25 protein-coding genes are annotated in these 25,604 nt (G+C 77.0%); 12 read left to right on the top strand and 13 right to left on the bottom strand.

Features of this window, described 5'->3' with window-relative positions; translation table 11 throughout:
* Positions 1-18 precede the first annotated feature (18 nt).
* Both K1Y72_RS12115 and K1Y72_RS12110 read left to right on the top strand, forming a co-directional pair.
* Entirely contained in the window at positions 19-750 is a 732-nt protein-coding gene (locus tag K1Y72_RS12115) for an ABC transporter ATP-binding protein (protein WP_220166098.1), read from the top strand.
* Complete coding sequence (locus K1Y72_RS12110; protein ID WP_220166097.1) at positions 744-2,660, top strand: FtsX-like permease family protein; 1,917 nt, start codon at positions 744-746, stop codon at positions 2,658-2,660. The genes K1Y72_RS12115 and K1Y72_RS12110 overlap by 7 nt, the downstream gene beginning before the upstream one ends.
* A gap of 96 nt (positions 2,661-2,756) precedes the next feature.
* Here the strand turns inward: K1Y72_RS12110 and K1Y72_RS12105 are convergent, their stop codons facing one another.
* On the bottom strand, positions 2,757-3,653 hold the full coding sequence (locus K1Y72_RS12105) for an FAD:protein FMN transferase (RefSeq protein WP_220166096.1): 897 nt from the start codon (positions 3,651-3,653) through the stop codon (positions 2,757-2,759).
* Between the two features lie 322 nt (positions 3,654-3,975).
* Between K1Y72_RS12105 and K1Y72_RS12100 the strand changes: the two genes are divergently transcribed.
* On the top strand, positions 3,976-4,335 hold the full coding sequence (locus K1Y72_RS12100; protein ID WP_220166095.1) for a hypothetical protein: 360 nt from the start codon (positions 3,976-3,978) through the stop codon (positions 4,333-4,335).
* Between the two features lie 142 nt (positions 4,336-4,477).
* Here K1Y72_RS12100 and K1Y72_RS12095 read toward each other — a convergent pair whose 3' ends face one another.
* Positions 4,478-5,158, bottom strand: a complete 681-nt coding sequence (locus K1Y72_RS12095) for a FadR/GntR family transcriptional regulator (protein WP_220166094.1) — start codon at positions 5,156-5,158, stop codon at positions 4,478-4,480.
* 21 nt (positions 5,159-5,179) lie between these two features.
* Here K1Y72_RS12095 and K1Y72_RS12090 point away from each other — a divergent pair, with 21 nt between their 5' ends.
* Positions 5,180-6,394: an MFS transporter gene (locus tag K1Y72_RS12090; protein ID WP_220166093.1), complete on the top strand. Its 1,215-nt coding sequence runs from the start codon at positions 5,180-5,182 to the stop codon at positions 6,392-6,394.
* On the opposite strand, the gene K1Y72_RS12085 is transcribed toward K1Y72_RS12090, so the two are convergent.
* Both K1Y72_RS12085 and K1Y72_RS12080 read right to left on the bottom strand, forming a co-directional pair.
* Positions 6,382-7,674 (bottom strand): hypothetical protein, encoded by a 1,293-nt coding sequence (locus tag K1Y72_RS12085; RefSeq protein ID WP_220166092.1) that lies wholly within the window; start codon positions 7,672-7,674, stop codon positions 6,382-6,384. The genes K1Y72_RS12090 and K1Y72_RS12085 overlap by 13 nt on opposite strands.
* Before the next feature lie 9 nt (positions 7,675-7,683).
* Positions 7,684-8,520: a sigma-70 family RNA polymerase sigma factor gene (locus K1Y72_RS12080; RefSeq protein ID WP_220166091.1), complete on the bottom strand. Its 837-nt coding sequence runs from the start codon at positions 8,518-8,520 to the stop codon at positions 7,684-7,686.
* A gap of 98 nt (positions 8,521-8,618) precedes the next feature.
* On the opposite strand from K1Y72_RS12080, the gene K1Y72_RS12075 reads away from it, so the two are divergent.
* Complete coding sequence (locus K1Y72_RS12075) at positions 8,619-9,218, top strand: flavodoxin family protein (RefSeq protein WP_220166089.1); 600 nt, start codon at positions 8,619-8,621, stop codon at positions 9,216-9,218.
* A gap of 7 nt (positions 9,219-9,225) precedes the next feature.
* Here K1Y72_RS12075 and K1Y72_RS12070 read toward each other — a convergent pair whose 3' ends face one another.
* On the bottom strand, positions 9,226-9,852 hold the full coding sequence (locus K1Y72_RS12070) for an MBL fold metallo-hydrolase (protein WP_220166087.1): 627 nt from the start codon (positions 9,850-9,852) through the stop codon (positions 9,226-9,228).
* Positions 9,842-10,723 carry a 3-methyladenine DNA glycosylase gene (locus K1Y72_RS12065; RefSeq protein ID WP_220166085.1) on the bottom strand — a complete coding sequence of 294 codons (882 nt, stop codon included), beginning with the start codon at positions 10,721-10,723 and terminating at the stop codon, positions 9,842-9,844. Before K1Y72_RS12065 ends, K1Y72_RS12070 begins: the two co-directional genes overlap by 11 nt.
* Positions 10,724-10,777: 54 nt before the next feature.
* Between K1Y72_RS12065 and K1Y72_RS12060 the strand changes: the two genes are divergently transcribed.
* Positions 10,778-11,152 (top strand): hypothetical protein, encoded by a 375-nt coding sequence (locus K1Y72_RS12060; protein ID WP_220166083.1) that lies wholly within the window; start codon positions 10,778-10,780, stop codon positions 11,150-11,152.
* 767 nt (positions 11,153-11,919) lie between these two features.
* Positions 11,920-13,419, top strand: coding sequence for a DEAD/DEAH box helicase (locus K1Y72_RS12055; RefSeq protein ID WP_220166081.1), 1,500 nt, complete (start codon positions 11,920-11,922; stop codon positions 13,417-13,419).
* Positions 13,420-13,489: 70 nt separating this feature from the next.
* On the opposite strand, the gene K1Y72_RS12050 is transcribed toward K1Y72_RS12055, so the two are convergent.
* Positions 13,490-15,796, bottom strand: coding sequence for an SCO7613 C-terminal domain-containing membrane protein (locus K1Y72_RS12050; RefSeq protein ID WP_220166079.1), 2,307 nt, complete (start codon positions 15,794-15,796; stop codon positions 13,490-13,492).
* Positions 15,797-16,001: 205 nt separating this feature from the next.
* Between K1Y72_RS12050 and K1Y72_RS12045 the strand changes: the two genes are divergently transcribed.
* From K1Y72_RS12045 to K1Y72_RS12035, 3 genes are read left to right on the top strand one after another with little or no spacing between them, the layout of a single operon-like run.
* Positions 16,002-16,883 (top strand): CE1 family esterase, encoded by an 882-nt coding sequence (locus tag K1Y72_RS12045; protein WP_220166076.1) that lies wholly within the window; start codon positions 16,002-16,004, stop codon positions 16,881-16,883.
* Positions 16,884-16,928: 45 nt separating this feature from the next.
* The gene (locus K1Y72_RS12040) at positions 16,929-17,609 is read left to right on the top strand and encodes a hypothetical protein (RefSeq protein ID WP_258572289.1); all 681 of its coding nucleotides are present in this window, start codon (positions 16,929-16,931) and stop codon (positions 17,607-17,609) included.
* Positions 17,609-18,823 (top strand): helix-turn-helix domain-containing protein, encoded by a 1,215-nt coding sequence (locus K1Y72_RS12035; RefSeq protein ID WP_308287025.1) that lies wholly within the window; start codon positions 17,609-17,611, stop codon positions 18,821-18,823. The genes K1Y72_RS12040 and K1Y72_RS12035 overlap by 1 nt, the downstream gene beginning before the upstream one ends.
* A 15-nt stretch (positions 18,824-18,838) precedes the next feature.
* On the opposite strand, the gene K1Y72_RS12030 is transcribed toward K1Y72_RS12035, so the two are convergent.
* Positions 18,839-19,819 carry an isopenicillin N synthase family dioxygenase gene (locus K1Y72_RS12030; protein ID WP_220166075.1) on the bottom strand — a complete coding sequence of 327 codons (981 nt, stop codon included), beginning with the start codon at positions 19,817-19,819 and terminating at the stop codon, positions 18,839-18,841.
* Positions 19,820-20,068: 249 nt separating this feature from the next.
* Between K1Y72_RS12030 and K1Y72_RS12025 the strand changes: the two genes are divergently transcribed.
* On the top strand, positions 20,069-20,473 hold the full coding sequence (locus tag K1Y72_RS12025) for a hypothetical protein (protein ID WP_220166073.1): 405 nt from the start codon (positions 20,069-20,071) through the stop codon (positions 20,471-20,473).
* A 48-nt stretch (positions 20,474-20,521) separates the two neighbouring features.
* On the opposite strand, the gene K1Y72_RS12020 is transcribed toward K1Y72_RS12025, so the two are convergent.
* The 3 genes from K1Y72_RS12020 to K1Y72_RS12010 all read right to left on the bottom strand — a co-directional run bounded on the left by K1Y72_RS12020 (position 20,522) and on the right by K1Y72_RS12010 (position 23,102).
* Positions 20,522-21,703 carry a low temperature requirement protein A gene (locus tag K1Y72_RS12020; RefSeq protein ID WP_220166070.1) on the bottom strand — a complete coding sequence of 394 codons (1,182 nt, stop codon included), beginning with the start codon at positions 21,701-21,703 and terminating at the stop codon, positions 20,522-20,524.
* A 268-nt stretch (positions 21,704-21,971) separates the two neighbouring features.
* Positions 21,972-22,343, bottom strand: coding sequence for a DUF4267 domain-containing protein (locus tag K1Y72_RS12015; RefSeq protein ID WP_220166068.1), 372 nt, complete (start codon positions 22,341-22,343; stop codon positions 21,972-21,974).
* Positions 22,344-22,457: 114 nt separating this feature from the next.
* Positions 22,458-23,102 carry an HAD family hydrolase gene (locus K1Y72_RS12010; protein WP_220166066.1) on the bottom strand — a complete coding sequence of 215 codons (645 nt, stop codon included), beginning with the start codon at positions 23,100-23,102 and terminating at the stop codon, positions 22,458-22,460.
* Between the two features lie 68 nt (positions 23,103-23,170).
* Here K1Y72_RS12010 and def point away from each other — a divergent pair, with 68 nt between their 5' ends.
* A complete protein-coding gene (gene def, locus K1Y72_RS12005; protein WP_220166064.1) occupies positions 23,171-23,701 on the top strand; it encodes a peptide deformylase in 531 nt (176 codons plus the stop codon).
* Here the strand turns inward: def and K1Y72_RS12000 are convergent.
* Positions 23,680-24,279: a DJ-1/PfpI family protein gene (locus K1Y72_RS12000; RefSeq protein WP_220166062.1), complete on the bottom strand. Its 600-nt coding sequence runs from the start codon at positions 24,277-24,279 to the stop codon at positions 23,680-23,682. The two genes, def and K1Y72_RS12000, sit on opposite strands and share 22 nt — an antisense overlap.
* The gene (locus tag K1Y72_RS11995; protein ID WP_220166060.1) at positions 24,276-25,226 is read right to left on the bottom strand and encodes a GlxA family transcriptional regulator; all 951 of its coding nucleotides are present in this window, start codon (positions 25,224-25,226) and stop codon (positions 24,276-24,278) included. The genes K1Y72_RS12000 and K1Y72_RS11995 overlap by 4 nt, the downstream gene beginning before the upstream one ends.
* Between the last annotated feature and the right edge of the window lie 378 nt (positions 25,227-25,604).

Here is a 25,604-nt window from a genome sequence, read left to right as displayed (position 1 = left end):
GCGCGGTGGGATCGGATCATGCGCAATGCGACCGAGTTCCACGGGGTCTCCAAGGAGTACGGGCGGGGCGAGGCCCGCGTCCGGGTGCTGGACGGCGTCGACCTCGCCCTCCCGGCGGGCGCCTGGACGGCGGTGATGGGCCCTTCGGGCTCCGGAAAATCGACGCTGCTGCACTGCGCGGCGGGCCTGGAACCGGTGACGTCCGGGCGGGTGCTGCTGGACGGCGAGGTGATCACCGGTGTGCCGGAGGGGGTGCTGACGGGGCTGCGGCGGCGCCGCGTCGGGTTCGTGTTCCAGGATTTCAACCTGATCGGGTCGCTGACCGCCGAGCAGAACGTGGCGCTCGCCGCGAAGCTGGCGGGCGCCCGCGTCCCGCGCGCCGCCGTCCGCGCGGCGCTCGGCGAGGTCGGGCTCGGCGACCGGCTGCGGCACCGGCCCCGGGAGCTGTCGGGCGGGCAGCGGCAGCGCGTCGCGCTCGCCCGCGCGATGGTGACGCGCCCGGCGGTGCTGTTCGCCGACGAGCCGACGGGCGCGCTCGACTCGGCGTCCGCGCGGACGGTGCTCGACCTCCTGCGGGGCCTGGTCGACGGCGGCCAGAGCGTCGTCATGGTCACCCACGATCCGGGCGCCGCCGCCCGCGCGGACGCCGTGGTGTTCCTGCGGGACGGGCGGGTCGCGGACCGGCTGGTGCGGCCCGCCGCCGCGCAGGTGGCGGCGCGGCTGGTCGAGCTGGAGGAGGTCGCGTGCTGAGGCTCGCGGTCAGCACGGTCCGGGACCGGTGGGCGCTGTTCGTCGGGGCGTTCCTGACGGTGGCGTGCGGCGTCGCGCTCGTCCAGTCGTCGTTGCAGGTGCTGATGGCGACCGGGGAGCCGAAGGTGCCGCCGGGAGTCACGGGAGCGCGCGCGGAGGAGATCCGCGAGGGGTACGTGGGGGCGGCGACGCTGCTCGGCATGACGGTCCTGCTGGCGGGGTTCCTCGCGGTGTTCATCGTGGCGTCCACGTTCGCGTTCACCGTCGCGCAGCGCCGCGCCGACCTCGCGCTGCTCCGCACGCTCGGCGCCGGGCGCGGCCACCTGCTCCTGCTGCTGCTGGGCGAGGGCGTGCTGCTCGGGCTCGCCGGATCGGCGGCGGGCGTCCTGCTCGGCGTCCCGGCCGCGTGGACGCAGACGCGGCTGCTGACGGGCCTGGACATGCTGCCCGGCTCCTTCGCCGCGCCGTGGTCGTTCCGGCTGGTGGGGGTGTCGTTCGCGGTCGGCGCCGGCGTCGCGGTGCTCGGGGTGGCGGGCGCGTCGGTGCGGGCCATGCGGGTGCGGCCGATGGAGGCGCTGCGCGGCACCGGCGGCGCGGAGCGCGTCATGACGGCGGGCCGCTGGTGCGCCGGGCTCGGGCTCGGCGGCTGCGCGGTCGCGCTCGCGGCGTCGGCGCGGCCCGGCGACCTGCTCGGCGCGCTGCTGATCGCGCTGGGCGTCTCGGTGCTCGGCGCGGTCGCGGTGAGCCGCCTCAGCCCGCTGCTCGTGCCGCTCGCCGGGCGCGCCCTCGGCCTGGCGATGCGGGCCGCGACGCTCGGCGACCTCGCGCAGGCGAACCTGCGCGACGGCGTGCGGCGCAGCGCGTCCACCGCCGCGCCGCTGATCGCGCTCGTCGCGCTCGCCGTCGGGCTCGCCGGGATGCTCGGCTCGCAGGCCCGCGCGACCGGCACCGACCTCGTCCGCCTCACCGCCGGCGACCTGGTCGTCGCGTCCACCGGCGCGGACGCCGCCCGCATCGCGGCCGTGCCCGGCGTCGCCGACGCCTCCACCCGGCTCACGGTGGACATGGCCGTGCGGGTCGAGCAGCGCGGGCCGGCCGGGACGCGCCGCGCGACGTACCACGCGGGCATCGTCGCGGTGGACGGTCCCGCCTACCGGCGCACGCACCGGGTGGCGCCGCGCAGCGGGTCGCTGGACCTGCTGCGCGGGCGGACGATCGCGGTCGGCGCGGGCCTCGCCGCCGAGGGCGTCCGGGTGCGGCGGCCCGCCACCGCCGTCATCGGCGGCCGGACGGTGCGGCTGCGCGTCGTCGCGGCGATGCCCGAGCGGCTGGAGAACGGCGCGGAGCGGTTCCTCGTGCCGCTGTCGCTCGTCCCGGCCGGGCTCGCGGCCCGCGCCCCCGCCGAGACGGTCGTGCGGGTCGCGCCGGGCGCGCGGGCGGCCGACGTCGCGGCGCGGCTGCGGCCGCTCGGGACGGTCCGGACGGTGCGGGGGTGGGCGGACGCGCGGGTCGCCGCGCAGGCGCGCGGCAACAACGCGATCATGGCGGTGCTGCTGGGGCTGTCCGGCGGCTACGCGGCGCTCGCCGTCGTCAACGCGATGCTGATCGCGGGCGCCGAGCGGCGCGCCGAGTTCGCCGTCGCCCGGCTGACCGGGCTGGCGCGGCGGCAGGTCGTCGCCGCCGCGCTCGCCGAGGCCGCCGCCGTCACCGCGATCGGGCTGCTGCTCGGCGGGGCCGTCGCCGCCGTCGCGCTCGCGCCGCTCGCGACGGTGCCGGGCACCCTCGCCGTCCCCTGGACGCTGATCGGGCTGCTCGCCGCGGGCGCGTTCGCGGTCACGGCGGCGACGAGCGTCGCGAGCACCCTCGCCGCGACCCGCGAACCCCCGATCCGCGCCGCCGCCGCCCGCTGACCCCCCGGTCACCGAAAGACGAGTTGCGGCGTGTTGCCCTGCGGGAGCGCTCCCATGGGTCAACACGCCGCATCTCATCCGGGGGTGACCGGGGGGTCAGCGGTGGGCGCCGGCGACGCGGACGCCGGGCCAGGCGGGGTCGTCGGGCCAGCCCGCGACGCAGGTCACGAACCCCGAGCGGTCGACGAGGCGGGCCGGGAGGCCCTGCCCGGCGAGCCAGGCGGGGGCGCCGACGCCCCGCACGAGCGCGGCGACGCCGGCCGCGGCCGCGTCCACGCAGGTCCCGGCGACGACCGACACCGTCCGCCACGGGCCGCGCACCGGGCGGCCGGAGCGCGGGTCCAGCACGTGGGTGAGCGCGGCGCCGCCGACGGTCCGCGCCCGCACCGCGAGGCCCGCCGTGGCGAGGCCGCCGGGCGCGTCCAGCGTGACGTCCTGGCCGGGCGGCGGCGCCCCGTCGGGGTAGGGGCGGTGGTCCCGGGCGGCCCGCACCGGCCAGCCGCCCTCGGGGACCTCGCCCGCGGCGGCGACGTCCCCGGCGAGGTCCACCAGCACCCCGCAGCCCGCCGCGCGGGCGGCGCGGGCCGCGGCGAGGCCCGCGGCGTACGCCGTGCCGAGCGCGCCGACGTCCAGGCGCGTGCCCACCGGGACGCGCACCGTCCGGTCGCCGAGCAGCTCCACGCGCCGCCACGCGCCGGGCGTGCGGGGCGCCGGATCGGCGAGGCCGCCGGTGCGGCGGGCCGCGTCCAGCGCGGCGGCGAGCAGGCCGTAGCAGAGGGCGCCGACCCGGACGGGCGCGCCGTCCGCGCGGTTGAGGGCGGCGAGGTCGGAGTCGTCGCGGTAGGCGCCGCAGGCCCGCTCGGCCTCGGCGGCCGTCCGGTCGACCTCGCGGCGCGCGGCGTCCACTTGGGAGGGGTCGGCGACGAGCAGCCGGGCCCGGCCGCCCCACAGCGGGTAGTAGACGGCGGCGGCGTGCTGGGCGGCGCGGGGCATCACGGGCCTCCTGGCGTGTCGTCCTCGCGCGCGGGCGAGGCGGGCGGCGGTGCACTCGGTGGTACGGAGCCGGCGGCCGCGACGTTGACCCCGCGCGGCGGCAGGCCCCGATCCGCGCTCTCCTCCACGGGCGTCCCCCTTCGGCTCGGTGTCGTTCCGAGCCTGCGCGGCGCGCATGAGAGACCGATGAAGGCCGATCTGGGCCGCGATGAGAACCGGCGGCCATGATCACGAGTCCCATCAGTGAAGAAACCGGACAAGGGGGCGATGGGGCCCCCTAGTATCCGCACACCGGATCCGTCCCGACCCCCAAGGAAGTCCCATGGCCGACAACGGCATCGTGGTCCACCTGAAGTCCTCGCCCGACGAGGCGGTGCAGCTCGTCGAGAACACCCTGCGCCCCGACGGCTGGAAGGTCTCCTGGACCTCCCCCGGCACCGGCTCGCTGGAGAAGGGCAACCGCACGAAGGCCCTGCTGCTCGGGGCCTTCCACATCCACTACCAGTACCACGTGCGGGTCACCCAGAACCCCGACGGGACCTCGGCCGTCAGCGTCTTCCCGAGCAACTCGGGGATGGCCGGCGGCCTCATCGGCGTGTCCAAGGTCAAGAAGGGCCTCGGCGGCGTCCGCGACCTCCTCGCCGGCGCCGCCCAGGCCAACGGCACCCTCATCGGCGCCTGACCCGGACCTGGCGGGCCGCCCTCCCGGCGGCCCGCCAGGCCAGTGACCACCCGGTCGCCATTCGTTGACATGCGGCGTGTTGCGTCTTTGGATCGTTCCAAAGACGCAACACGCCGCATCTCGACGTTGAGCGACCAGGGGGTCAGGCGGGCGGGGCGGGCGGGCAGGTCGCGGTGTGGGCGGCGGCCTCGGCGGCGGCGGACGGGGCGTCGCCCGCCCGGATCGCCTCGACGAGGCGGGCGTGGTCCATGTAGCCCGCCTGGTCGAGGCCCGCGCCGAAGAAGTCCCGCAGGGACGCGCGGACGACCTCGCCCAGGTCGGCGTAGAGGCCCGACAGCACCTCGTTGTGCGAGGCCGCGACGACCGACAGGTGGAAGGCGGCGTCGGCGTCCGCGAACGCGTCCGGGTCGCCGGTGGCCCACGCCTCGTCGCGGCGGGCGAGGAGCGCGTCCATGCGGTCCAGGTCGGCGGCGGTGCGGCGGGCCGCGGCGAGGCCCGCGGCGGCCGTCTCCAGCGAGGCGCGCACCTCCACCACGTCGCGCTGCGGGGCGCCCTCGAAGCGGCGCCGCATGACGCCGGCGAGCTCGCTCGTCGCGACCACGTAGGTCCCCGCGCCCTGCCGGATGTCCAGCAGCCCGTTGTGCGCGAGCGCCCGCACCGCCTCGCGGACGGTGTTGCGGGCGACGCCGAGCCGCGCGACGAGCTCGGGCTCGGTCGGGACGCGGGTGCCGACCGGCCAGGCGCCCGAGGCGATCTGGGCGCGCAGCTGGGCGATCACCTGGTCGGACAGGCCGGCCGAGCGGGGCACTGGACGCAGATTCATCCCATCATTCTATGATGAGCCATGCCCTCCGAGAAGGCGATCCGGCCGCTCCCCCCGCCGCCCGCCGGCGCCGCCCCCCGCGCGGTCCCCGTCCTCGCCGCCGCCGCGCTGGTCCTCGCCGCGCTCAACCTGCGGCCCGCCGTCACCAGCCTCGGCCCCGTCCTGGAGGAGGTGCGCGCCGACCTCGGCATGAGCGGCGCCGTCGCGGGCCTGCTCGCCTCGCTGCCCGCGCTCTGCTTCGCGCTGGTCGGGTTCACCGCGCCGCGCCTGGCCCGCCGGCTCGGCCCGGACCGGGTCGTCGCGGGCGGCCTCGTCGTCGTCGCGGCGGGCCTCGCGCTCCGGCCGCTCGCCGGGAACGCGGCGGCGTTCGTCGCGCTGAGCGCCGTCGCGCTCGGCGGGATCGCGCTCACGAACGTGCTGCTCCCCGTCGTGGTGAAGCAGCGCTTCCCCGACCGGGTCGGCCCGATGACGGGCCTGTACTCGATGGCGCTGAACATCGGCGCGTCCTCGGCGGCGGGCCTCACCGTCCCGCTGTCCGACGCGCTCGGCGGCGGCTGGCGCGGCGGGCTCGGCGCGTGGGCGGCGCTCGCCGCCGCCGCGATCGTGCCGTGGGCGCCGCTCGCGCGCCGCCCGGTCGCCGCGCCGCCCGCCGCGGACCGGCCGCCGGTGCGGATCACCCGCAGCCCGACGGCGTGGGCGCTCGCCCTGTACTTCGGGCTCCAGGCGAGCGCCGCCTACGTCATCATCGGCTGGCTCCCGCAGATCTACCGGGACGCGGGCCTGCCGGCCGAGGCGGCCGGGCTGCTGTTCGCCGTCACCTCGCTGCTCGGCATCCCGTTCGCCTACGCGCTGTCGGCGATCGCCGGGCGGCTCCGCGGCCAGGGGTCGCTCGCCGCCGGAACCGCGCTGTTCGGCCTGGCCGGGTACGCGGGCCTCTGGGCCGCGCCCGCCACCGCCCCCTGGCTGTGGGCGGTGCTGCTCGGCGTCGCGAACTGCTCGTTCCCGCTGGTCCTCACCATGATCGGGATGCGCGGGCGGGACGGCGCGACCGTCATCCGGCTGTCGGCGTTCGCGCAGAGCACCGGCTACCTGCTGTCGATCCCCGGGCCGTTCCTGGTCGGCGTCCTCTACGACCGGACGGGCGGGTGGGGCGCGCCGCTCGCGCTCATGTCGGGGCTCATGGCGGTGCAGCTCGTGGCGGGCCTGTTCGCGGGGCGCGACCGTCAGATCGGCTGACCGCCCGACGCCGGCTTCCGCTCCATCCGGTAGTGCAGGACGAGGAACGGCAGCCCGAAGACCCAGAAAGCGTGCTCGGCGCGCAGTTCGCCGTCGCGCACGTATACGTCGAGGCGCTCCGCGAAGCCGTGCACGGCCAGTGAGGTGAGTTCGCCGGTCCTCTCGTCGACGTAGGTGAGGTAGTGGCCGGGCTGGTCGAGGCTGCTGCGGCTGGTCAGGGTGAGGCCGCCGTCCGCGCGGTCGCGGGGCTCCAGCGTGGCGGTGAAACTGGCCTGCGGCAGCGGGAAACCGACGCTGACGTAGCCGCGGCCCTCGTGCCGGTACGTGGTGTAGACGCCGATGTAGATGGGCTCGTCCGTATCGGCGAACGACCGGATCCAGCCGCGGATCGCGATGGTGTCGGTCCCGGTGGGGGTGACGGTGTCGATGCGGCCGTGCACGCCGCGCTGCGCCTCGCGCTGGTTCATCGGGACGTTCGCCTGGCCGAGCGGCCGCGCGAGCAGCGTCCGGTAGAGCAGGTAGCCGGGCCGCACCCACGTCCGCCACTCGGGGACGATGTCGAGGGTGAAGCGGGTGGTGTGCTCGTAGAACTCGCGGACCTCGGGGTCGACGCGGGACGGGTCGAAGTCCGGCCCGGCGAGGGAGTCCAGCGTCGCGACGATGCCGACGTCGGGCGCGTCCGCGACGTAGGCGCCGCCGAGCCGCTCGGCGAGGTCGGCGATGTAGCCGGTGCCGACGTAACGGGTGCGGGCGGTGTGCGGGACGACGAACGGCAGGTCCTCGCGGGCGACGCCCTCGGCGAGCAGCGCGACCTGCGGGTCGCGGAACGCGAGCGCGGCGGCCGTCCGGTAGGCGACGACGGCGCCCGCCGCCGCGAGCGCCGGGGACGCGCCCGCGCGGCGCGCGGCCAGCCCGGCGGCGGCGCCGACGACCGGGCCGAGCGCGACCTTCTGCGGGCGCAGGCCGAGCGCCCCGGCGGCCGTCCCGGCGGCGGTGGCGGTGAGGGCGGGGCCGGCCCGGCGTCCGGCGAGCCAGCCGAGCGGGGCGGCGATCGCGCCGCTCGCCACGATCCGCGACCAGAGCGCGGGGATCTCGTTCGGCTTCTGCCGGGCCCGCGCGACGGCGTCGGAGGCGCCCACCGCGACCGCGCCGGCGGCCGCGCCGAGCAGCACCGCCCGCCGCCCGCGCCGCGCGCCGAGGGCCGCCCCGGCGAGGGCGCCGAGCGTCCCGGACGTCACCAGCTGCGCCAGACGGCTCGGGCCGCGCTCTCGATCGCTCACCCGGGCAAGCTACACCGACAGGGCGAAACGGTTGATCATCGCGGGGTCGGACACGACGTCGTAGGCGGTGACGCGGCCGCCCTCGACGGTGACCGCGAGGACGAGCCGGGCCCGTCCGGCGGGCGCGACGACGAGGCCCGGCGCCCCGTCCACCGTGATCGGCACGGCGTTCCGGGCGGCGGCGGCGAAGAGCAGCGTCTCCTCGGCGACCGCGCGGGCGCCGCGCACGACGGGCGCACGGCCGGGCAGGTCGGTGCGGCGGACGACGTCCGGGGCGAGCACGGCGAGCAGGCCGTCCACGTCGCGGCCGCGCGCCGCCGCGAGGAACGCGTCCACCACCGCGCGGTGCCGGGCGGCGTCCACGGCGGGCGGGTCGCCGGCACCGCGGACGCGGGCGCGGGCGCGGCTCGCGAGCTTCTTGGCGGCCGCGGGAGTGCGGCCGACGATGGGGGCGATCTCGTCGAAGGGGACGGCGAACGCGTCGTGCAGCACGAACGCGACGCGCTCGGCGGGCGGCAGCCGGTCCAGCACGACCAGCAGGGCGCGGCCGACCTCCTCGGCCATGAGGACGTCGTCCTCGGGGCCGGGGACGGCTTCGTCGCGCGCGGCGGGGCGAGGCCTGCGCGCGCGCAGCATGTCCAGGCAGACGCGGCCGGTGACGGTGGTGAGCCAGGCGGCGGGGTTCCGCACGTCCGCGGTGTCGGCGCGGGCGAAGCGGAGCCAGGCGTCCTGCACGGCGTCCTCGGCGTCGCCCGCCGAGCCGAGCATGCGCTGCGCGGCGGCGCGCAGCAGCGGCCGGTGCTCCTCGAAGAGCGCGGCCTTGCCGTCGGGATCGAGGGTGTCCATCGGTCACCTTTCCGGGACGGGGTTCGTCGGGAGGGCGGAGACCGAGGGCCGGGATGCGTCGCGGCACCCAGCCCAACGACCGGAACGGGAGATCGGACATGGCAGTGATCAGCGTCGCGGTGGCGTACCACAGCGGCTACGGGCACACGGCGCGGCAGGCCGAGGCCGTCGCCGAGGGCGCCCGCGGGGTGCCCGGCACGAAGGTCGACCTGCTGCCGGTGGACGCGCCGGACGCCGCCCTGTGGACCGCGCTCGACGGCGCCGACGCGATCGTCTTCGGCAGCCCCACCTACATGGGCGGCGCGTCGGCGGCGTTCAAGGCGTTCGCGGAGCGGACCGGCGCGGTGATGCAGGACGGGCTGCGCTGGAAGGACAAGGTGGCCGCCGGGTTCACCAACAGCGGCAGCATGAGCGGCGACAAGCTCCACACCCTCGTCGGGCTGGCGCTGCTCGCCGCCCAGCACGGCATGGTGTGGGTCGGGATGGCGCAGCCGGCGGGCTGGAACACCAGCACCGGCTCGGCCGAGGACCTGAACCGCCTCGGCGGCTGGCTCGGCGCGCTGGCCCAGTCCGACCACGACCTGGGCCCCGACGTCGCCCCGCCCGCCACCGACCTCCGCACGGCCGCGCACCTCGGCCACCGCGTCGCCACCGTCACGCACCTCCTGCGCCGCGGCCAAGAGTCACCGGCGGCCTGAACCGCGGCTAGAACTCGACGGAGCCTCCGTCGGGGATGCGGGTGTAGACGGCGGCCTCCTCCTCCAGCCAGCCGTCGATGTTGTCCATGCCGATCCCGCTGAGGCCGGCGTCGTGGATCGGGAAGGCGCGGTCGGGGCTGACGTCGCGCAGGAACAGGACGGCCTCGCCCGTCTTCAGCCACGGGCCGGACGCCGGGACGAGCAGCGTCCCGACCTCGGCGTCGGGGATGAACAGCGCGTCGCCGGGGTGGTAGACGCCCTCCACGACGAACCCGATGTTCGGGCAGCCGGGCAGGCCGTCCACGATCTCGGCGTGCTCGCCGCCGACGGCCGTCACATCGAACCCGGCGGCGCCGAAGACGTCGCCCGGCGCGACCGCCCGCACGTCCCCGCCGAGGGTGCGGGCGAGCCCGGCGGCGAGCGCCGGGTGGGCGTGCACGGTGAGGGAGGGGTCGGCGGCGCGGGCGGCGGCGAGCGCCGCGACGTCCAGGTGGTCGTCGTGCTCGTGGGTGACGAGGACGGCGCCGGCGCCGGCCAGCGCCGCCGGGTCGGAGAACGTGCCCGGGTCGATGACGAGGGCGCGCCCGCCGTCCTCGATGCGCACGCAGGCGTGCCCGTGCTTGCTAAGGATCATGCGCCATTCTGCCCACGGAACGGGGCCGGGGGAGAAGTCGGGCGCAGGCCGCGTGGAGGCGGGCGCGGAGGGGCGCGGCGCGCTCGGTGAAGGAGCGCTGGAGGCCCGCGTACTCGGCGCGGCCCTCGGCGGTCTCGACGCGGATCGGCTCGTGGCCGAGGGGCGCCAGGTCGTACGGGCTGGCCCGCATGTCGACGAGGCGGATGTCGCGGGCCAGCTCGAAGCAGTCGGCGACGAGCTCGGACGGCACCAGCGGCGACAGCTTGTACGCCCACTTGTACAGGTCCATGTTGGCGTGCAGGCAGCCCGGCTGCTCCAGGTCGCGCTGCGTCTCGCGGGTCGGCCGCAGGACGTTCAGCGGGCGGGCCGGAGCGGTGAAGAACCGGAAGGCGTCGAAGTGGCTGCACCGCACGCCGCGCTCCTCGACGACGGCGGCGATGTCGCCGGGCGCGAGGCGCATCGGCCAAGAGTCATGCCGCGCCCGCGGCGTCCGGTAGACCATCGCCCACTCGTGCAGGCCGAAGCAGCCGTGGAACGCAGGGCGGGACGCGGTCGCCGCCAGCAGGTCGGCGATCCAGGCGACGGACGTGCCGCGCCGCTCCATCAGGGCGGCGACGTCGAGCGTCGCGCCGCCGGGAGTGTCGGTGTAGTCGCGGCCGTAATCGGCGGCGCCCGCGAGGACGACGCCGGCGCCGGGGTGCCACTGGGCCAGGCGGGACGGCCGGTGGCTGTAGTAGGTGAACAGGAAGTCCTCGACGGGGTGCGCCTCGCCGGCGCGGCGCCGCGCCAGGTGCGGGGCCGTCCAGGCGTCCGTGCGGCGGCGGTGCGCGTCCGCGCGCGCCTGCCATTCGGGCTGCTCCAGTACCTCCACGGGGTCATGCTATGCGGGGCCGCGGACAGCATCTCCGGGCCTTGATGATCATGGGTGGGGTATGACGGGAACGCGGACCGCGCGATCGGCGCCGGGGACCGGACGGCGCTCGCGCCCGGCTCCGCCGCCGCCATCGCGGCCGCGCGCGGCGGCCCGGTCGCCGGCATGCTCGTCACGACGGCGCTGATGACGGCCGTCGCCTTCGGCCTCACGCTGCTCGTCGGCCGCGCCGAGGAGACGAACGCCGCCCGTCTCGCGCTCGCCGCCGTCGAAGAGGAGCGGCCGCGGGTCGCGGCCGTCCTCGACGAGGGCGCCGGCGCGGGCCTGGACGCGATCGCCGCGGCCCGCCCCGGGGACCTGCCGGCGGTGCTGAGCACCGCCCGCTCGACCCTGGCGACCGCCCGCGCCGCCCTGCGCCCCCCACACTGACCACCTGGTCATGAGCGGTGCGGGGGTGGTGACTCTTCGTGATCGGCGGGGTGGGGGCGGGCCGGGAGGGTGGACGGGCGGGCGGGCTGGAGGCGGGTCGGGGAGGTGGAGCGGGGGCGGGCGGACCGGGCCGCGGGCGCGGGCTTTCGGCTTGGTCAGCGGGGGGACGGGCGGAGGGCTTGGCGGGCTGCGCGGCGCGGGCGGCGGGGTGATCGTCACGGCTGCACCGCCGGTCCGGCTATGTCCGGGGTGTGCTAACGTGACGCACAGTTGCGGTCTCCGTGGTCCTCCCCGGGGACCGTGCGCCTGGTGGTCCTCTCCTCGGGCGCTCTTCCGCCTCCCGGCCCGCCGACGCGGCCGGGACCGCCGCGGCGACCCGGCCCGCGGGCCCGCGGCCCAGGGCCGCGCCTCACAAGGAGACAGATCATCACTACCGGCACCGTGCAGTGCTCCGCTCCCGCCCGAGTCCCCCGCGCGGACCTCCCGGCGGCGGGCACCGCCGACTGACCCGAACCAGCGCGCGGCGGCCGTCCGGCCCCGCGCCCGCGCGGACCGCTCCCCGTCCGCGCGGACGGCGGCCCACCGCCGCCGTCCACCCGGCGCCGCGTCCCGCGGCGGCCCGGAGCCGACCGCACCCGGCCAGCGCGCCGTGCGGGCGGCCCACCGACATCCGGCTCGTTCTTGCGACTCCTTCGCCCACCCCGCCGCGCGCGGCCGGGCGCGGAGCACTCCTCGACACGCGCCGTCCCGAGGAAGGGGTCTCCACCATGACCGACACTCCCCGCAGCGGCTCGTCCCGCAACCCCCGCCGCCGCCCGTCGCGCAACGGCGGCGGTGGCGGCGGCGGGAACGGCGGCCGCCGCTCCGCGCAGCAGCAGGGCGGACGCCAGCGCCAGCAGGCCGCGCCCGCCGGGCAGGGCGGCGACTTCGCCGTCCCGCGCAGCAGCACGCCCGCGCTCCCGCCGATCTCCTCCTTCGAGGAGCTCGACATGCCCGAAGCGCTGCTGAAGACGCTCGCCGACCAGGGCGTCACCGAGCCGTTCCCGATCCAGGCGGCGACGCTGCCGAACACCCTCGCCGGGCGCGACGCGCTCGGCCGGGGCCGCACCGGGTCCGGCAAGACGCTGGCGTTCGGCCTCGCGATGCTCGCCCGCACCGCCGGGCGCCGCGCCGAGCCGCGGCAGCCGCTCGCGCTCGTCCTCGTGCCGACGCGCGAGCTCGCCCAGCAGGTCACCGAGGCCCTCGACCCGTACGCGGGCGCGCTCGGGCTGCGCGTCGCGACCGTCGTCGGCGGCATGTCGATCACCCGGCAGGCGGCCGCGCTGCGGGCCGGCGCCGAGATCCTCGTCGCCACCCCGGGCCGCCTCGCCGACCTCATCGACCGCGGCGACGCCGCCCTCGGCCGCGTCACGATCACCGTGCTGGACGAGGCCGACCAGATGGCCGACATGGGCTTCCTGCCGCAGGTCACCCGGCTGCTGGAGCAGGTCGCGCCGGGCGGGCAGCGGATGCTGTTCTCGGCCACCCTGGACCGCAACGTGGACCGCCTCGTCCAGCGGTTCCTGAACGACCCGGTCTCCCACTCGGTGGACCCGTCGGCGGGCGCCGTCACCACGATGGACCACCACGTCCTGCACGTGTCGGCCGAGGACAAGCAGGAGGTCGTCGCGCGCATCGGCGCCCGCGACGGCCGCGTCATCATGTTCGTCGGGATGAAGTACGCCGCCGACCGGCTCGCCCGCCGGCTGCTGCAGCGCGGCGTGCGCGCGGGGGCGCTGCACGGCGGCAAGACCCAGCCGCAGCGCAACCGGACGCTGGAGGGGTTCCGCACCGGCGACGTCACCGTGCTCATCGCCACGAACGTGGCGGCGCGCGGCATCCACATCGACGGCCTGGACCTCGTCGTCAACGTGGACCCGCCGACCGACCACAAGGACTACCTGCACCGCGGCGGCCGCACCGCCCGCGCGGGCGAGTCGGGCACCGTCGTCACGCTGGTGCTGCCCGACCAGCGGGCCGAGAACCGGCGGCTGATGGCGGACGCCGGGATCACCCCGGTGACGACCGCGGTGACGCCGGACGGCCCGGAGCTGGCGGAGATCACCGGCGCCCGCGAGCCGTCGGGCGTCGCGGTGACGCTGCGCCCGGCCGCGCCGCAGCCGCAGGCCCAGGCGCAGAAGCCCGCCGCCAAGAAGCAGGGCGGCGGCGGCGGGGGCGGTTCGCGCGGGCGGCGCGGCGGCCGCGGTCGCCGCGGTCCGCGCGACTAGCGAGCGAGATGCCCGGAGGGCCCGGTCCCGATGTTCGGGGCCGGGCCCTCCGGCGTCCGCGCGGCGGGGCTCACGCCATGCGGCCGACGGCGGCGCGCATCCGCCGCAAGTCGCGGAGCCGCGCCTCGTAGGTGGCGCCGGCGCCGAGGGCGAGCAGCCCGATCGCGGCGAGCGGGAGCCAGCCGGGCAGGTGCCCGAGCAGCGGCAGCAGGTAGCGCAGGGCGTCCAGCAGCAGGACGGCGGCGCCCGCCAGCAGCGGCGCCCGGAGGCGGTGGTGCGCGCCGGCCAGCATGACGGCGGCCGCCGCGACGGCGAGCAGCAGCGGGCGGACCGCGCCGTCGCGCGCCCACGCGGCGAGCAGGCTCGGGACCAGCGCGGACGCCAGCGCGGGGCCGTAGGCGGTCCAGGACGGCACGCCCGGGTCGCGGCGGCGCCGCATCGCGCCGACGACGAGGAGCGCCGCCGCGACCGGCACCGCGTACGCCTCGGGGACGTCCACGGACGCGGTCGCCAGCCGCAGCCACCAGGCGGCGCCGAGCAGCACCGCCCCGGCGTACCCGCCCTGGCGGCGGTCGGGACGGAGCGCGGTCGCGAGGGCGAGCGCGCCGGCCAGGCCGAGCAGCGTGCTGGTCGCGCCCCAGTGCGGGACGGCCATGGCGACCGCGGCTGCGGCGGCCGTCCAGCCCGCCGCCTCGACGGCCGGGCTCCGGACGGCGGTCGCGGCGAGCGCGGCGGCGAGGGCGGCGACGGCGAGCACCCCGAACGCCGTCCACCGCGCGGACACGCCGGCCACGTCGCCGGTGGCGGCGACGACGGCGGCCACGGCGAGCACGGCCAGCGTCGTCGCGGCGCTCCGGCGGGCCCGAACGGCGACCGCGTAGGCGGCGGCGGACAGGGCGAGCGATCCGAGGACGGCCAACGTCGTCGCGTCGGTGCCGAGGCAGGCCGCCGCGAGCCAAGCCGAGCCCGCCAGGACGGTCACTCCGGCGGGCGTGCTGTTCCGCCACAGCGCCAATGCGGCGAGGGCCGCGAACACGGTCGCGAGCATGCCCTCGTAGGGCAGGACCGGAACGCTCATCGCCAGCAGGAGCACAACGGGCGGGACAAGCGCGCGCGGGCGGAACAGCACCAGCCCCGTCCCGGCCACCAGCAGTGTCAGGAACGGAATGTACGTGCCCGCGACGTAGTCGTTCCCGATGGCCAAGGGCAGCGGCCACACGAACCGGTTCCACAGGTCGGGCCGCTCCGGGATGAGCGCGACCAGCAGCATCAGGCCCGTCCCCGCGTACACGGGACGGCGCAGCCGCGCGGACAGCGGTCGCGCCGCGACGGCCGTCAGGACGGCGGCGACCGCGAGGACGAGCGGCAGCGCGTGCCGCGGCGCGGGGACCGCCGCCGTCAGCGCGGCGGCGGCGGTCACGCCGCTCAGCACGCCGGCCAGGCGCTCCAGCCGCGCCGCCCACACGAGCGTGACGGCGGCCGCGACCGCGAGCGCCCCCGCGAACCGGAACGCGGACGGCGCCGCCAGATAGGCGGTGCCGAGCGCGACGCCCGTCCCCGCCAGGAGCGCGACCATCCCGGCAGCCGTCGCGGCGCCGCGCACCGCGGCCCGTCTCCCGCCGCGCGCGGCCTCGCGGACGCCGAGGTCCAGCAGGCTCAGGAGCAGCAGGGTCAGCGCGGACGTCGCGAGCGGCACGTCGCAGGCGACGAGCGCGAGCAGCGGCGGGACCTGCGCCAGCACCACCGTCGTCGGCGCGGCCGACCGCACCGGCGCGATCCGCCCGTACCCCGCCCACAGCGCGGCGACCAGCAGGGACGCGCCGGTCGCGTACCAGGCGGCGTCCAGGCTCCGCAGGCCGGCGAGGTCGGCGCCGTAGGCGGCGGCGCAGTCCACCGCGAGCAGCAGCAGGCCGACGAACGCGGCGGCCTCGGCCGTCGCGGGCAGGCCGCGGCGCGCGAGCGGCCGGGCGGCGCCGAGCGCCAGGACCGTCAGCGACGCCAGCACCGCCGTCCGGCCCGCGATGCCGAGCGTGCCCCAGCTGACCAGGGCGAACACCAGAGCGGCGAGGCCGGTCAGCAGCACCCCGGCGGCGAGCAGGACGGTGCGGGCGCCGGCCCGGGACACCTCGCGGCGGGCCGGCTCCGGCGTACGCGGCCCCTCGTGCGCGTACGGCGGAGCCGGCGCCGCCTCGGCGGGACCGGACCGGTAGAGGCGGCGCAGCAGGTCGAGCCGCTGCTCGGCGAGCCGCGCCAGGTGCCGGTCCAGATCCCAGAGCTCCGCGGCCCCGGGGCCGGTCAGCGCCAGCCCGCAGCGCGGGCACGCGGGCTCGGGCGGGACGGGCAGCGGCGCGCGGCAACCGGGGCACGGAGGAGTCATGCGTCCAGGCTCGGGCCGGGCGGGGGTCCGGCGGATCCGCTCACGTACTCAGAACCGGCCGGGTACCGGTACCCGGTCTCCGCCCTCACCTGCGACGGACCGGAAGCGCCGCGTGACTTGCTTCGGCAACTACGGACGGCGGGGCGGGAAATCCTCGTCCGGGCGCATATCGCCGCCGCCCCGCCGTCGTTCATGATCCCGAGCCATGAGGAATGTGATCCACGCCATGGCCGCCGCGCTGCTGCTCGCCGCGCTCGCCTGCCTCGGCGGCCCCGCCGGAGCGGCCGCGGCCACCGCCCCGGAGCCGGGCACGCACACCCGGTCGGTCACGATGCCCGGCGGCTGGAAGCGCGAGTTCCTCCTGCACGCGCCGACCGCGCGGTCGGCGAAGCCGCGGCCGCTCGTCGTCGCGCTGCACGGCGGGCTCGACAACATGCAGTCGATGGAGCGCACGACCGGCTGGGACGACGTCGCCGACGCGCACGGCTTCCTCGTCGCCTACCCCAACGGCTTCCTCGGCACCTGGAACGCCGGCGGCTGCTGCGTGTTCGCGCGGGCCGCCGGGATCGACGACGTCGGCTTCCTCGACAAGATGATCGGCTCGCTGGTGCGGAGCGGCGCCGCCGACCCGCGCCGCGTCTACGTCACCGGGTTCTCCAACGGCGGCGGCATGGCCTACCGGTACGCGTGCGAGCGCGCCGGCCGCGTCGCCGCGATCGGCGTCGTGTCCGGGTCGCTCGCGGTGCCCTGCGAGCCCGCCCGGCCCGTCTCGCTGCTCGCCTTCCACGGCACCGCCGACCAGACCGTGCCCTTCCTCGGCGGCGGCGACCAGGACTGGGACAACCACACGCCGTTCCTGCCGGTCACCGCCGTCCTCGACATCTGGCGGACGCTGGACCGGCTGCCGCCGCTCGACCGGATCGTCACCGACACCGTCGCCGCCAAGTGCACCGCGACGTCCGCGCGGCCGGTCGGCCTCCAGGTGCAGCTGTGCACCATCTTCGGCGGCGGCCACGAATGGCCCCGCGGCAAGGGCGTGGAGGCGACACCGCAGCTCTGGGACTTCTTCCGGCACCGGCACGTGTAGGCGCCCCACGCGAGAATGTCGGACCCGCCGCCTACCCTCGGTGTCATGGCTGCTGACGAAGGCTGGGAGGAACTGAGGGCGGCGGGTTTCCTGCACGCCGCGCGCGACGCGCACCGCAACGCGACGCTCGCGGTGTTCGGCGCCCTCAGCCGCGACGACGGCTTCACCGACCGCTCGTTCGGGTTCGCCTCGTTCGACGTGCTGGCGTCCCAGCTCGACCGGGTCCTGCGGCGGGGCCTCGCCGGGCCGGTGACGCGCGACGACCTGAACGGCTCGCCGGGCTGGCGGTACGGGCGCTTCCGGGTGCTGCTGAAACGGCACGAGTTCGGCGGCGTCCGCGGCGTCCGCTGGGACCGCGACAGCCCCACCAAGCAGGCCGTCGCCCGCCAGACCTACCGCGCCGACCCGCAGCTCGCGCTCGACATCGGCCTGCCCGACGAGCCCGACACGCCCGGCGTGGTCACGCTCGTCCTCGCCCACAGCGCCAGCCCCGAACCGCTGGAGCTGGAGCTGTTCCTCGGCCTGCCCAGGCTGAACGCCGACGGCGGCCCCGCCTGGCACTGGCTGCGCCGCCTCGACGACGAGGCGCTCGGCGCCGATCCACGCCGTAAGCTCGTCGAGTCCACCCTGCCTCTGTGGACCGACGGCGACGGCGAGGCGGACGTGCCCCTGCGGCTCCGCCGGCCCCGCGCGCGGAACGGAGGCCCGACCAGCGAAACGGCATAGTGAACGAGCGCACCGACCCCGCCCTTGCCACCCCGGCGGCCGCCCTGGCCCCAGGCGACGGCCCCGAGCGCCCGCCCGCCGCGGACGACCGCCGCCCGCGCCTGGCCGGTGCGGGGCGCGGGGAGGGGCGGACGCCGCTGGACGGGCGGCGGGCGGCGGAGGTCCGGCCGTCGTTCGACTGCGCGCGGCTCACCCTGGCGCGCCGCCTGCGCGGGCTGCGCAAGAACCAGCTCGCCCAGGCCGTCGGCACGACCCCGGCGGCGATCGGCCGCTACGAGGCGGGTGTCGCTCACCCGGGCGCGGCCACGCTGCCGCGCCTCGCGATCGCGCTCGGCGTCCCGCCGGCCTTCTTCCGGCCCGGATCCGGGCCCGTCGCGCCGGCCGCCGACGCCGCGCACTTCCGGTCGCTGCGCTCGACCACCCAGATCGAGCGCGACCAGGCGCTCGCCTACGGGCGGCTCGCCGCCGACATCGTCGCCGCGCTGGAGGACCTCGTCGACTTCCCCCGCGCCCGCCTGCCGGAGTTCCCCGTCCCCCCCGACGAGATCGGCGGCGCCGCGCCCGTCGAGGCGGCCCGGCTGGCGCGCAGGGAGCTGGTCGGCGCCGACGGCCCGATCCCGCACCTGGTGCGGGTGCTGGAGCAGCACGGCGTCATCGTGCTGACGCTGCCGCCGTCGACCGAGCGGGTGGACGCCTTCAGCATCGGCGCGCACCCGCGGCCGCTCGTCCTGTTCAACCCGGCGAAGGGCGACCGCGCGCGCAACCGCTTCGACGCCGCGCACGAGCTCGGCCACCTCGTCATGCACGCCGACGCCGAGCCCGGCTCCAGGATCGTGGAGGACCAGGCGCACCGGTTCGCCGCCGAGTTCCTCATGCCCGCCGACCAGATCGCCGGCCGCCTGCCCGCCACCGCCGACTGGGACCGCCTCGCCGAGCTGAAGGGCGTCTGGGGCGTCAGCATCGCGGCGCTGCTCTACCGCGCCCGCACCCTCGGCGTGATGCGCGAACCCGTCTACCGCGCGGCGGTGGCCGCGCTCGCCCGCCAGGGCCACCGCCGCGCCGAGCCGGGCCCGCCGCGTCCGCTGGAGTCCCCCACGATGCTGGTGCGCGCCGTCGAGCTGGCCGCCGAGGCGGGCGTCGACCGCGACCGCCTGGCCGCCCTCGCCCGCGTTCCGCGCCCCGACCTGGACCTCCTCGTCCCGCCCCGCCGCTGACCCGGGCGGGGCGGGCTAGGCGCGCGGGGCGAAGTTGGCCGCGATGCGCCGCTGGATGTAGTCGCCCGCCGTGATCGGCGGGTAGGTCCCGGCGGGGCTCTCGATCAGGACGTCCTTGTTCGCCTGCGCGAAGAACGCGACGCTGTAGCGGGGGCCCTGGTCCTCGTCCGGTCCCGGGCTCCTCACGCGGTGGAAGTTCGACGGCAGCCGGTCGTCGCTCCAGCGCATCAGCATGTCGCCGATGTTGCAGGTGACGGCGTCCTCGGACGGTTCGATCGGCGTCCACTCCTGCGCCGTCATCTCCCGCCCCGGGCACACCTGGAGCCCGCCCTGCCCGGCGCGCTGGAACAGCAGCGTGAGGCAGTCGAAGTCGGTGTGCGCCCCGGCCCGCCAGCGGTCGGGCGCGCCGCGGAACTCCTCGGGGACGGCGTAGTAGTGCAGCAGCCGCAGCGTGCTCTGGTAGGTGTCCGCGGACGGGTCGTGCGCGCGGTCGAAGAAGCCGGCGTCGAGGCCGAGGCGGGTCGCGAAGCACGACAGGATCCGCATCGCGAGGTCCCGGCAGCGGGCCTCGAAGTCCAGCAGGACGGTGCGGAAGCCGGCCGGGTCGTCCGGCCAGAGCCCGTCCATGTGGGGGCGGGTGAGCTGGTAGGACTCCTTCTGGTCGGGCGTCCCGATGGACGGGCGGACCTGGGTGCGGCTCTCCCAGCCGGCGTTCAGGCCCTTCTTCAGCGCGTGCCGCGCCTTGACGTCGTCCGGCAGCGCGAAGAACGCCTCGGCGGCGTCGAACGCGGCGCGCGCCGCGGCCGCGTCGATGCCGTGGTCGACGACCTGGAAGAAGCCGATCTCGACGGCGGCGTCCCACAGCTCCGCGGTGATCTCGTCGCGGCGGGCGGCGAAGTCCGCGAGGCTGATCCGCCGGATCTCGCGGGCGCCGGTGACGGTGCCGGGCCCGCCCATGGCCGTCTCGCGGTTCAGTTCGGTCATGTCGTAGGTCATGGTTCCGACCTCGTGCTCACGAGACCGCGCCGCACTTTCGAAGCGGGCGTCCGCAGCGCAACCGCGGGCGTCGGTGCCGGCGGTTACGGGCGGTCTCTGCGATGCCGCCATCATGCGCCGCCCGCGGCCCGCGCCGGGTGACGGGGACGTTAAATCGTCCTCACCGGCCGCTGTCCCGGCCGGGTTCCGGAGCGGGCCGGGACGCGGCGCCGTGTCGCCCGGGACGGCGGCGCGCCTAGCGTCGGCGGCATGAGATCCCTGGTCTGGCTCATGATGGGCTCCACCGGCAGCGTCCCCGGGGAACTGCACCTGTCCGACGGCCGGCTCGTGTTCGAGGCGTACGGGCGCGGCGCCCTCACCGGCGGGCAGCTCCGCGAGCTGGAGGCCCGCGCGGGCCGTCCCGGACTCGGCGGGCACCTGGACGCGGGCCGCGCGGGCGTGGTGTTCGACGCGCCGGTCGACGCCGTCGGCGCGGTGTCGTTCCCCTGGTACTACTTCGGCGGCGGGATGCGGCTGCGCGTCGGCGAGGCCCCGTACCGCTTCTCGTTCCTGCAGCCGCAGAACACGCGGCTGCCCGGCGACCTGCGCGGCGCGGGCGACATCCCGGCGGGACGCGCCGCCGGCCGCGGCTGGAAGCAGGCCCTCCGCCGCTGAGGCCTCACCCGTCAAGGTTGTCCACAGCCTGTGGACGACCTTGACGGCTCAGCCCGCCGCCAGGTCGCGTCCCGCCAGCCGCGCCCCGGCGACGACGGCGAGCACGGCGACCGCGCCCGCCGCCGGCACCGCCCACGTCCCGGCGAACGTGCAGGCCAGCAGCAGCGCGGCGGTGACGGGCAGGACGGCCTGCTCGGCGGCGTCGCGCTTGGAGTGCCGCGAGTGCAGCGCCCACACCATGAACACGAACACCGCGGCGGGCACCGTCACCGCCGCCGCCGCGGCGAGCGCGGGGATGTGCGCCTTGTGCTCGATGCGCTCGACCGCCACTTCCAGGCCCGCGCCGATCGCCGCCGCCGACGCGAAGATCAGGTAGTGCCCGTAGCCCCACAGGAACGCGCGCCGGTTGGACGTCAGGTGCTCGGCGATCGGCGCCGCGAAGTAGATCCAGAAGGCGGCGAACACCAGGAGCAGGCCGCCCGCCGCGACGGGCAGCAGGTGCGCGAGCGCGACCTCGTCGTCCAGGGACGCCTGCACGGCGAGGGCCGCCGCGGTCACCGACTCGCCGAGCACGATCAGCGTGAACAGGCCGTAGCGCTCGGCGATGTGCTCGGGATGCCAGGCGGTGGCGCGGTCGCGCTCGGCGACCGCCGGGACGGCCACGTCGGCGGCGATGCCGAGGAGCGCCCCGTACCACCAGAGACCGTCCGGCAGGAACAGCAGCAGCACCCACCACGCCTGCACCACCAGCAGGCCGCCCGCGTAGCGGAGCGCCGTCCGGCGGGCGGCGGCGTCGTCCTCGCCGCGCGCCGCCCGCAGCCACTGGAAGCAGAGCGCCAGCCGCATGACGACGTAGCCGGCGACCGTGACGGAGAAGTCGGCCTCCTCGAACGCGCGCGGGATCCCGGCGGAGAACACCAGCGCCCCGGCGATCTGCACGAGCGTCGCGACGCGGTAGAGCGGCCCGTCGTCGTCGTAGGCGGAGGCGAACCAGGTGAAGTTCATCCACGCCCACCAGATCGCGAAGAACACGACGGCGTAACCGGCGAGGCCGTGCGCGTAGCCGCCCTCGCCGACCGCGTGCACGAGCCGCGCCCCGACCTGCGCGACCGCCGTCACGAAGCAGAGGTCGAAGAACAGCTCCAGCGGCGTCGACGCGCGGTGCTCCTCGCCCGGGTCGCGCGGCCGCAGTCCGGGCAGGCGCGGGCGGGCGGTGGACGGTTCGGTCATCGGGGCACCCTTCGCGCGGACGTACCGCACGATCCTGCCGGGACCGGGCGCCGGTCACCAGCGGTGACCAGTAATAACTCACCCCCCGATCCGGACAGCCGCAGGAAACAACTGTAAGGAGCGATTCAGTTCACGCCGCTGACCTGCGGAGTTATCGTCAAGGCCCCCGAGCGAGCACCGGTCCCGCGTCCCAGCGCCGCCGGTGCGGCCCCCGGAGCGAGGGGGGACGGCCGCCGGGCCCCCGCCCGGGCCCGGCGACCGCCGGGGGTCAGACGAGCAGGAGCAGGATCCCGCTGAGGACGACCACCACGGCGGTCGCGAAGTGGATGCCGAACGCGACGGCCCGCGACCCGCCGTGGCGCAGCACGATCAGGGTGTCGCCGAACGGGACGACCGCGACGGCGAGCATGAACCAGCCCGCCGCGTGCGCCCCGGCGAAGACCAGCAGCGCGAGCCCGATGACTCCCGACGCCATGTCGCGCAGTCCCTTGATGGTGAGGTAGGCGGGATCCCCGTCCGCCTTGGCCGGCACCCCGTACCCGGCGGCGGCCGCCTGCGGCGCGTACAGGAAACGCGCCCCGATGAACAGGATGAACGCGATGAGGACGTAACCGAGGGTGTAGGCGACGGGCGTCAGCATGGTGCTTCTCCTAGAACCGCGCGGCCGGGCCCGAACGCCCGTCCCGCTGATGTCCACCAGCCTCCGCCGCCCCGCTTGGAACCCGCTTGCCCCGCGCTTGGAACCCGCCGGACGTCAGCCCAGGGCGGCGAGGAGAGCGGGGAGGTCGCGCATGTCGTCGAAGACGGTGGTGGCAGGTCCCTCCAGCCAGGCGGCGGGGGTGAGGCCGCCCGCGTAGCCGAGGGCGCGCATGCCTGCGGCGCGGGCCGCCTGCACGCCGTAGCGGCTGTCCTCCACGACGACGCAGCGCGCCGGGTCCGCGCCCATCCGGGCGGCGGCGTGCAGGAACAGGTCGGGCGCGGGCTTGCCGCGGGCGACCTCCGCGGCGCTGAAGATGCGCCCGGCGAAGTGCTCGTAGAGGCCGGTGCGGCCGAGGGTGTGGCGCATCTTGGCGTGACTCCCGCTGGACGCGACGCACGTCGGCCCGTCGATGGCGGCGAGGGCGTCGGCGATGCCGTCCACCGCCCGCAGCCCCGCGTCCACGGCCTCGGTGTGCAGCCGGACGAAGCGCCGCTCGGCCTCGGCGGTCGCCGCGGCGCCGAGGCGGGCCTCGATCAGCTCGTTGATGGAGGCGGTGGAGCGGCCCACGAACCGCTCCATCACCTCGTCCTCGGTGATGGGCCAGCCGAGGCCGGCGAGCACGCGGACGTGGGTGCGGACCGCGATCGGCTCGCTGTCCACCAGCACCCCGTCGCAGTCGAAGATCACAAGCTCGGGCACCGGGACAGGGTAGCGGCGGCGCTGACTACGATGCGTGGTGGACGCAGGGTTAGGGGAGGGCGGGGACGATGGCCGGGACGGCGCGACCGATCACGCTGGTGGGGACGCCGGTGCTGCACGCGCGGTGCGCGGACGTGGAGACGTTCGACGCGGCGCTGGCGGAGCTCACCGAGGACATGTTCGCCAGCATGTACGAGGCGAACGGCGTCGGCCTCGCCGCCAACCAGATCGGCGTCGCGCTGCGCGTGTTCGTCTACGACTGCCCCGACGGCGACGACGTCGCCCGCAAGGGCGTGATCGTGAACCCGGAGCTGGAGCTGCCCGGCCCGGCCGGGCGCCACCTCGACGACTCCGAGGAGGGCTGCCTGTCGGTGCCCGGCCCGCACGCGTCCGTGGCGCGGCCCGACCACGCCGTCTGCCGCGGCTTCGACGTCGAGGGGCGGCCGGTCGCCGTGCACGGGACGGGGCTGCTCGCCCGCTGCCTCCAGCACGAGACCGACCACCTGGACGGCAAGCTCTACATCGACCGCATCTCCGCCAAGGCCCGCAAGCGGGTGCTGAAGGAGATGGCGGAGCTTCAGAACTCGTCGGAGGTGTAGGGCGGGGCGGGCTCGTACTGGATGTAGCGGCGGACGGCGCGCGAGTGGTCGCGGCCGTGCAGCCGCCCGACCAGCCAGAGCGCCATGTCGATGCCCGCCGACACGCCCTGGCTCGTGACGAGGTCGCCGTCCACGACGTAGCGGGCGTCGCGGACGACGGTGACGTCGCCGCGGGCGTCCAGCTCGTCCTCGTAGCTCCAGTGCGTGGCGACGCGCCGTCCCCGCGCCGGGCCGGCGGCGTGCAGGAGGCCCGCGCCGGTGCAGACGCCGGTCGTCCAGGACGCCGCGGCGGACGCCTTCGCCAGCCACGCCTTGACGGCGTCGCCGGACGCGATGAGGGGGCGGGTGCCGCGCCCGCCCGGGACGAGCACGACGTCGAGCGGCGGATGGTCGTCCAGGGTGCGGTCGGGCAGGACGCGCAGGCCCTTGGCGCAGCGGACCGGGCCCGGCGCCTCGGCCAGCAGCAGGGCGGTGTCGGCGTCGCCGCGCAGCATCGAGGAGGCGGTGAACACCTCCCACGGGCCGGCGAAGTCCAGCTCCTCGGCGCCGTCGAAGACGAGCAGGCCGTAGGTCGTCATGCGTTCTCCCTGGTGGATCTGAAACGGTCGCGGTAGTCGGACGGCGCCACGCCGAGGCGGCGGTGGAAGGCGCGGCGGAGCGTCTCGCCGGTGCCGAACCCGAGCCGCCGCGCCAGCGCCTCGACGGGCTCGCCGCCCTCGGCGAGGGCGCGGGCGGCGGCCTCCACGCGGACCCGCTCGACGTACGCGGCGGGCGGCATGCCGATCTCGGCGGTGAACCGGCGCTGCAGGTGGCGGGGGCTCAGCCCGGCCGCGTCCGCGAGGTCGGCGATGTGGTGGCGGGCGCCGGGGTCGGCCTGGACGGCGGCGAGGACGCCGCGGATCGGGTCGCTCGCCCGCCGCGCGGCGCGCAGCGGGACGCTGAACTGTGCCTGGCCGCCGGGGCGGCGCAGGAACAGCACGAGCTCGCGGGCGACGGCGTGCGCGGCGTCCCGGCCGTGGTCGTCCTCGACGAGCGCGAGGGCGAGGTCCATCCCGGCGGTGACCCCGGCGGACGTCCAGAACCGCCCGTCCCGGATGAAGATCGGGTCGCAGTCGACGCGCAGCTCGGGGTGCTCGCGGCGGAGCTGCGCCTCGCGGCCCCAGTGCGTGGTGACGCGGCGGCCGGCGAGGGCGCCCGTCGCGGCGAGCAGCAGGACGCCGCTGCACACCGACGCGGCGCGGCGCGCCCCGGCGGCGGCCTCGGCGACCCAGGCGACGAGCGCCGGGTCCTCGCGGGCACGGTCGGCCCCGTGGCCGCCGACGACGATCAGGGTGTCCAGGCCGGCGGGATCCAGGTCGAGGCCGTGCGCCGCGTGCACCGGCAGCCCGCTGTACGAGCGGACCGGCCCGGCGGCGGGAGCGACGACGCGGCAGTCGTAGCGGCCGGACGTCTGGAAGACCTCGTAGGGACCGGTCAGGTCGAGGCTGTGGAACCCGTCGTAGACGACGAAGGCGACCCGTTGCATGCCTCCAGCCTGCGGGAACGCCGCTCGCGGCGTCAACGACGCGCACCCCACGCTTCGCGCCACCGCTTAATTCGGTTGCCGCGCCCGGCCGCTCCGGACGATAGTGGGCGCATGATCTCCTGATCGCTCGCTCGGTAGAGCCGCCGCGCGCCCGCTCGCAAGGCCCGCGGCCCGCTCCCGCCCTCCCCGCACCACCCCACCCGAGAGCCGCACTCGCCCAGCGCCCGCCCGACGTGCGCCCTGCGTGCGCTCGACGTGCGCCCTGCGTGCGCTCGACGTGCGCTCGACGTGCGCTTTGCGCCTGTACGACGTGCGCCCTGCGCCCGCAGGGCGTTCGCCCGCACGGCGTTCGCCTGCGCTCTCGGCTGAAGGCCGGTG

It is taken from the genome of Actinomadura parmotrematis, assembly GCF_019458805.1.
GTDB classification, from domain to species: Bacteria; Actinomycetota; Actinomycetes; order Streptosporangiales; family Streptosporangiaceae; genus Spirillospora; species Spirillospora parmotrematis.
This window is presented reverse-complemented; position numbering and strand designations above follow the sequence as displayed.